This window comes from Arthrobacter sp. ISL-85 (assembly GCF_018613675.1).
Classification (GTDB): domain Bacteria; phylum Actinomycetota; class Actinomycetes; order Actinomycetales; family Micrococcaceae; genus Arthrobacter.
This window is the reverse complement of record NZ_JAGGPQ010000037.1, coordinates 1-6,188: the sequence shown is the minus strand read 5'-3', so window position 1 is coordinate 6,188 and position 6,188 is coordinate 1. Positions and strand designations below refer to the sequence as shown.

The following is a 6,188-nucleotide window of genomic DNA, read 5'->3' as shown; positions in this document are numbered from 1 at the left end:
CGTCGCCAGCAGCCAAAAACAACGGGGGGAGAGGGGAGCTGGCCGGTCACCATTGGTCGCCCCACCCACCCAACTTCTCGGCAAGAAGGAGCAACACCATGAACGACTTCATCAAATTCACCGGTCCCGCCGACATTCTGGCCTTCGTCCCGCACACGCTGGGTGAGACTCCCACGGAGTCCTTCGTCGCCATGACCATGCAAGGTAAGCAGCTCGGCGCCACCCTGCGAGTGGATGCCCCGTTCGGGCAGGATCCTGTTGGTTACGCCCAGACCATCGTCAGCTATTTGACCGCTGATGAGGCCGCCACCGGCGCTCTGCTGGTCATCTACACCGACGAGACCACCCGCGACGGCAGCAGCCCCTACGCCGGACACGTGCAGGCACTGCGCGCCGAACTGGAAACCGCAGGGATGCCGCTGCAGGACGCATGGCTGGTGACCTCCGAACTGTGGCGGAACTACCACTGCACCGACAGCAGCTGCTGCCCCGCCCAGTCGTTGGACACCATCACCACCAGCAGCGGCAACGCCGCCCTGATCTACCGGGGGAGCGCCGTCACCGGATTCACCGCGCCCGCACCGTTCACCGGTGACGAGACGGCCCGGGAGGCTATCGCGGCGCACAAGCCGGACGGCTGGCCTGAAGACCTCGAAGCAAGCCGCGCAGCGTGGGCCAAGGTTCTCGATGACCCCAAGAGCCTGACCACTCAGACCGCGCACCAGCTGGCGGGAGCGTTGCACCCCACCATCCGGGACTTCATGATGAGCGACATCGTCCCCCACGCCCCGGAACAGTTCACTTCCGTGATGCTCGGTGTCTTCCTGAGCCGACCGAACTGGGCCCGGGTGGACACGGCCCAGGAAGTCGCGTTCGAGCTGATGAAAGCCACACCGGTAGGGCAGCGGGCACCGATGCTGTGCCTGATCGGCTGGCTGGAATGGCTCAAAGGGAGGTCCAGCTTCGCCGCCCGGTATTTCAAGCTCGCACTGGATGACGTCGCCGGATTCCGGCTGGCCGAGCTACTGGGCGAACTGGTCAACCGTGGACTGATCGCAGACTGCACCCGGGACCCGAAAAAGGCCTATGACCGCCGACTGAAGCGCTAGCTTCAACGAGGGTCGGACTCCACGACAAAAGGGGTCCGGCCCTCCTCTTGGATCTTCCCCAGGTGCGCGGCGGCCTCCCCCGCTTCGCTCCGCCGGCCGCGTCAGACGCTGCGCGGGCGGCGCGACTTCCAGCCCCCGTGGAGGAACTGCCGATACTGTGAAAGGACACCGTCGTCCCGTACAGCCAAGGAGTCCCGAGCGTGGCCGATCAATTCCGCATGACCGAGGACGATACCGTGGCCCCGGACGCGAGCCCCCTTGAAGACATCCTGGAACTGAGCCTGCTCACCGCAGGCCCAATCACTGGCCCGGTAGACCGGCCCAGGAAAGACCACAGACACTACGAGCTCTAAACCCAAGCAGCACTGACGCTGCCCCATAAGTTTCCTTTTGCCGAGGAAAAACGACGAGGGCCGGCACGACACCGTGCAGGCCCTTCGTCATGTCCGCCGCGCTTCAGAACCAAGCCGCCACAGGACCACGGCCGCAAGACCGTTAAGGAAGGCGATAAAGAGATCTCCGGTAGCAGGCCGGCCGACGACCAGATCCACGGCCACCAGCACTATCGATCCGAGCGCCGCAAGGGCGAACACCACGGCCAGGACCCGGCAGGTCCTTGGTGATGTCCATGCGCTTGCGCGCCTGGCTTCACCGTTGTGGCCAGGGCGGGGAGCTGGATCGCTCATGTCCTAACCCTACTCAGGGACAAGGGCAGGGTCGCTGGGCTCGCCCTGGTTTCCGCTGCGCTTCAACCAGTTGTTGGGCGTCCGCTGGCGCGGCCGGCTGTTGGGTCCAGGGCGTGCCGTCGCAGAGCTCCGGACCCCCTGGCCCTGTGTGTCTACGACGTTTTTGGCTGCTGTCCTTCGGATTGTACGTACCCGTTCCGGCCCCTCTAGCCCCTGTCGTTCCTCCCGGGGCCTGCGCCCGGAAAATTCTTCTCCGGCGCTCGTTCCTCGCTTATTTCCTTTCGAAGATTTTCCGGGTCTTGCCCTGCGGGTAGACGGGCCTGCACGGGCACAGCTCCGCAAGCTTCGCCAGCAGCCAAAAACAACGGGGGGAGAGGGGAGCTGGCCGGTCACCATTGGTCGCCCCACCCACCCAACTTCTCGGCAAGAAGGAGCAACACCAAATGAATGCAACACCCACGCTTGAAATGCTCGACCCGGCAACCCTGACCGTGGATATCAACGTCCGCAAGGACGCCGCCCTGACTGCTGACTTCGTAGCCAGCGTCAAGGAACACGGCGTGATGGAACCCGTGATCGCCCATCGCAAGGACGACGGCACCGTCCATGTCCTGATGGGCCAGCGCCGCACCCGCGCCGCCGTCGAAGCCGCACGGCCCCTGATCCCGGTCATGATCATCGAGTCCCCCGAGGAAGCGGAACGCATTGTCACGCAGGTAGTGGAGAACATCCAGCGCGCCGAGCTCACCGAAGCGGACGAAGCGGAGGCTTACCACCAGCTGTCCCTGATCGGCGTTTCGGCCGCCGCGATCGCCAAGAAGACCGGTCGGACCAAGACCACCGTCGAGTCCGCCCTCAAAGCCAAGTCCACCGAGACCGGAGCCGCCGCCCTGGGCAAGGGATACACCATCGAAGCAGCCCTGATTCTGGCTGAGTTTGAGGCGGACGAGGAAGCGACGGCCGAGCTTGAATCGGTCATCATGGATGAACCGGACATGCTCCTGCATGTCACCCAGCAGCTGCGCGACAAGCGCGACCGCGCCGCCGCGTTGGCCGCACTCATCGCAGAGCTGGAAGCAGCGGGAACCATCGTTGTTCCCGAATGCGGGTACGGGGAGGACAGCGAAACCCTCCGCGTCTCGTCTCTGAAAAGGGCAGACGGGGAACCGGCCACCGACGAGGACGGCAACGCCGTCTACATCGAGAGCGACTACCGCGGCGAGCGCTCGGCCGTCGCCGTCGTGACCGGCTGGAAAGAGCTGGGCTTCACGCTCCGCTACTACAGCGGTTACGGCACGTCCTCGGCCCCGAAAGGCCCGATGACCGACGAGCAGAAGGCCGAGCGGAAGACCCTGATCGAGAACAACAAGCTGATGCAGTCTGCTACGACCGTCCGCCGCGAATGGGTCAAAAACCTGCTGGCAAAGAAGCAGGCCCCCAAGGGCTGGCAGTACTTCACCCTCCACGCGATCACCCACCATCCCGAAACCGCCAGCGGCTACGAGGGCAAAGTGGCAGCTGAAATGGTCGGAGCCAAGGTCGAAGAATCCAACCAGTGGGCGTGGAACCCGCTGCGGGACCACGTCGCCAAAACAACGGGACGCCCGGAGTTCGGACTGATTGCGCTGGTCTGCGCAGGGTATGAGAAGACCATCCAAAAAGACTCGTGGCGCTCACCGTCCCAGACCCACCGGGACTACCTGAACCAGCTGGTCCTCTGGGGATACACGGCAAGCGAGACTGAGCAGATCATCATCGACAGCGGCGACAAGACAGAGACGGGCGGATAGAGCACGGCTCCTGTGCCGGGTGGCGGATCCCGAACCCCGCCCGGCACAGGCCCCAAGCCCAATCACCACAGGAAGGCCGGGAACCTTCCAGAAGTCGGGCGGTCCGCCGCCCAGGGCGAACCACAGCAGCCAATCACCAGCGGCGGACCGCCGATGAACGCGCCCATTCCCCGCGCCGCCGCGGTGCCGCGCGCCCAGGGACAACGACGTCCACCGGGCAGCTGCAGGCACCACCCACAACATTCAGCTAGGCTGAATCCGTAGATTTCCTTTGCCGAGGAGAACGCAGAAGGGCCGGCTCTTTTGAGCCGGCCCTTCTTGTGTCTCCAGGCCACCGAGGCCAGGGAGGGGCAGCAATCAGCCCGGGACGTTCCGGGGATCGTTGCCGTAGCTGTTCTTGGAGCTGATCTGGCCGTCCTGGTTCTTGATGACGTGCTCTACCTTGTCCGCCTGGGCAGCGGTCCGGGCTGCAGAGACTGCTTCATCCTTGGTGCCGTAGCCGGCACCCAAGGCGCGGTCAGTTCCCTCGCGCTTGTTCTTCCACTGGCCGTCTCCGTAGTACGTCTCAATATCACCCTGAGCCACTGCACACTCCCTCTGCCGTTTGGATCTGCTGCGCAAATGCGGATAACGGAAAACCCCGCAACACCGGGGGGAGTGGCGGGGCCTTCCTGACACCCTCAGCCTGATGGGGGCCAGGCGGAGAAGCTGACACCAACCTAATAGCAAGCATGCTTACTTTTCAAATCAAGAACCGCCGGAAGCCGGCCTGGGCACCTTCCCCATGGTCCACGCCATGCGGCGCCGGGCGCGGTTCCGTTGTGGTTGATGTTCCTGCAGCAGGGACGACACCCATTGAGCATTGCCGCTCCAGCTGGGCACGTACCACCGCTCTCCGGGCTTGGGACTTCTCAGGCGCACGGGGCCTGAGATCCTGGCGAACCTGCCGGGATGACCACAGTCGCCGGCGGCGCCACCTGTCGTTTTCCGAAGCTGACTGCACAACTTCCCGCTGAATTCCGGGTTTTGTGAAGTCGGGTTGTGATCAGGGGCTGCCCGCTACTCCTGTGCACAAATGCCCGTTTGCTCCCTACTCGTGTTCACACTTCGCTAAGTCGATTCACGCCGCCCCCGAAGGATCCCTGACAAGAGGCAGTTCAATTCGCGATGGTGATGAGCATGTCTGACCATACCTCCTGAAGGCCGTTCACAAGCGTCACCTCGGCGTGGGGTGTCATCCACCCTTCGGACCGGTTCATCGGCTCCTTACCGGGAGCGCCTGCGCCCGCACCACTGGTGCAGGCAGCCAGCGTCGGCCCGGGCATGGCTCAACGAGTCGTCGTCCCTGGTAACCTCACCACCGCTGGAACGAAATTACTCATGCTGAAGCTCTACCCCTGGAACGCCGCGGACATGCCAGATCCCAGCGCCTCTAGGTGTACTCAGCCAGTAGGTTGGTTGCACCTGCTGATGGGTGGCTTGCCTCCGAGGCTCCCGTGTGGCCGGTGGTTGTTGTAGAAGTTTAGCCAGGGCTGCAGGGGACTGCCCCCGGTTTTGTTGACTCCTTGACCTAGCGAGCTTGTGCTCGTGGAAGGATGTTGACCATGCCCACGGCTTATGGGGCGGAGTTCCGCCAGGATGTTATTGATGTGGCCCGCAAGGGCGAGGCGCCGCTGGCGCAGATCGCGAAGGACTTCGGGCTCTCGGCCACGACGTTGAAGCGCTGGATTGCCATCGCCGAACGTAAGGAATCCGGGGCCGGCCCTGCGGTGACGGAGTCGGCCGAGATGCGTGAGCTGAAGAAGCGGAACCGGTTGTTGGAGCAGGAGAATGAGATTCTGCGCCGGGCGGCTGCCTATCTGGCGAGGGACATCAACCCAAAATGACTTACCCGCTGGTCACGGATCTTGCCGCCGACGGTGTTCCCGTGGCGGTGACCTGCAGGGTGTTGGGATTCAGCAAGCAAGGCTATTACCGGTGGAGGGCCAGCCCGGTGACGGACCGGGACTGGATCGATGCGCACCTCGTCAACGCCGCCCTGGACATCCACACCGACGACCCGGCCTTCGGGTACCGGTTCATCGCCGACGAGCTCCCGGAGAAGGGCATCGTGGCGGGCGAGAACAGGGTCCAGCGCCTGTGCAGGGACCACGGCATCTGGTCGGTGTTCTCCAAGAAACGGGGCCTGAACCATAGACCTGGGCCGCCGGTCCACGACGATCTCGTGGAGCGTGACTTCACCGCCGCAGCGGCGAACGAGCTGTGGCTGACCGACATCACCGAGCACCCCACTGCCGAGGGAAAGCTCTACCTCTGCGCGGTGAAGGACGTCTATTCCGGAAGGATCGTCGGGTACTCGATGGACGCGCGGATGAAGTCCTCGCTGGCCGTCGCCGCACTGGAGAACGCCGTGCGGGCACGCCGCCCGGCAGGGACCGTGGTGCACTCAGATCGCGGTTCACAATTCCGGTCACGCCGGTTCGTCGAATCCCTCCGGCACCACGGGCTCACCGGCTCGATGGGCAGGGTCGGTGCGTGCGCGGACAACGCCGCAATGGAATCGTTCTTCTCGCTGCTGCAGAAAAACGTCCTGGACCGTCAGC

At 64.1% G+C, this 6,188-nt stretch carries 5 protein-coding genes and 1 pseudogene; 4 read left to right on the top strand and 2 right to left on the bottom strand.

Features of this window, described 5'->3' with window-relative positions; genetic code table 11:
- The first annotated feature begins 98 nt into the window (after positions 1-98).
- Both J7I84_RS21325 and J7I84_RS21320 read left to right on the top strand, forming a co-directional pair.
- Positions 99-1,109: a DUF4192 domain-containing protein gene (locus tag J7I84_RS21325; protein WP_214946516.1), complete on the top strand. Its 1,011-nt coding sequence runs from the start codon at positions 99-101 to the stop codon at positions 1,107-1,109.
- 200 nt (positions 1,110-1,309) lie between these two features.
- A complete protein-coding gene (locus J7I84_RS21320) occupies positions 1,310-1,462 on the top strand; it encodes a hypothetical protein (RefSeq protein WP_214946515.1) in 153 nt (50 codons plus the stop codon).
- Between the two features lie 87 nt (positions 1,463-1,549).
- Here J7I84_RS21320 and J7I84_RS21315 read toward each other — a convergent pair whose 3' ends face one another.
- Complete coding sequence (locus J7I84_RS21315; protein WP_214946514.1) at positions 1,550-1,795, bottom strand: hypothetical protein; 246 nt, start codon at positions 1,793-1,795, stop codon at positions 1,550-1,552.
- A 443-nt stretch (positions 1,796-2,238) separates the two neighbouring features.
- Here J7I84_RS21315 and J7I84_RS21310 point away from each other — a divergent pair, with 443 nt between their 5' ends.
- Positions 2,239-3,585: a ParB/RepB/Spo0J family partition protein gene (locus tag J7I84_RS21310; protein WP_214946513.1), complete on the top strand. Its 1,347-nt coding sequence runs from the start codon at positions 2,239-2,241 to the stop codon at positions 3,583-3,585.
- Between the two features lie 357 nt (positions 3,586-3,942).
- Here J7I84_RS21310 and J7I84_RS21305 read toward each other — a convergent pair whose 3' ends face one another.
- On the bottom strand, positions 3,943-4,170 hold the full coding sequence (locus J7I84_RS21305; RefSeq protein WP_214946512.1) for a DUF2188 domain-containing protein: 228 nt from the start codon (positions 4,168-4,170) through the stop codon (positions 3,943-3,945).
- A gap of 1,019 nt (positions 4,171-5,189) precedes the next feature.
- Between J7I84_RS21305 and J7I84_RS21300 the strand changes: the two are divergent.
- Positions 5,190-6,188 (top strand): annotated as a pseudogene (locus J7I84_RS21300) (IS3 family transposase); the annotation flags it as partial.